Below are 948 nucleotides of genomic sequence, written 5' to 3'. Positions count from 1 at the left end.
GGCCAGGTTGCGGGGCTGCTGCGCAGCAGCCCCGCAACCTGGTAAATTTGCTTCGAACTCGGCTGGCGGCTGGTAAGCCAGAGCCGAGTGCAGCCGTTGACGATTGTACACCTCTTCGATGAAGGCGCCGATCGCATTTCTGGCATGCGGCGCATCGCGGTAGGTCTGGCCGTTGACCTCCTCTTGCTTGAGGGTCTTCATGAAGCTCTCCGCTTTGGCATTGTCGTAGGGATTGCCGACCCGGCTCATGCTGGGCGCAATGTCGTGCTGCTGGAGGAGCTCGGTGTAGTCGCCGCAGGCGTATTGGATGCCGCGGTCGGAGTGGTGGATCAGGCTGCCAGGCGTGGGTTGGCGCGCCGCCAGCGCCATCGAGAGTGCGGCGACCGCCAGACGCGCCTCCAGGTGCGTCTCCAAGGCCCAGCCGATCACCCGCCGGCTGAAGGCATCGAGCACGATGGCGAGATAGGCGAACTCTTCCTGCAGATGGATGTAGGTGATGTCCGCCACCCAAAGCTGGTCGAGGCCATCAGGCACCATGCTGCGGGCCAGGTTCGGCACCACCCGCCACGGGTGGCGCGAGTCCGTCGTAACAGGCACGAACGGCCGCTGCCGCAAGCACAGCAAATTATCCTGCTGCATCAGGCGCAGCACGCGTTTGCGGTTCACCGCAAAGCCCTCGCGGCGCAACTGCGCGGCGATCCGGCGATAGCCATAATGCCTGTAGGCAAGCGCCAGCCGCTGGATCGCGTCTCGCACGGCGGTTTCTTCGGCACGTGGGGCGGAAGCCGCCCAATGCCGATAATAGCCGGCCCGGCTGACGCCAGCCAATCGGCACATCCGTTCGATCGTCAGTTCGCCTTGCCGCGGGGAGGTCGTCATCGCTTGGATGACCGCGTAGACCCCCTCACGCCAGGCCCGCTGCTCGGCCGGCGTGCTTCCTTGACCCGC

The 948-nt window shown here is 65.4% G+C and carries 1 protein-coding gene; it reads right to left on the bottom strand.

Translation table 11 applies throughout. From position 1 onward, the window contains the following. On the bottom strand, positions 1-948 hold a 948-nt coding region (locus tag AAFX91_RS42015), incomplete at both ends, for an IS3 family transposase (RefSeq protein ID WP_394570392.1).

The organism is Bradyrhizobium sp. 31Argb, from assembly GCF_043638955.1.
Taxonomy (GTDB): domain Bacteria; phylum Pseudomonadota; class Alphaproteobacteria; order Rhizobiales; family Xanthobacteraceae; genus Bradyrhizobium.
Note: the sequence above shows the minus strand (reverse complement) of the source record. Positions and strands in the feature narration are given on the sequence as shown.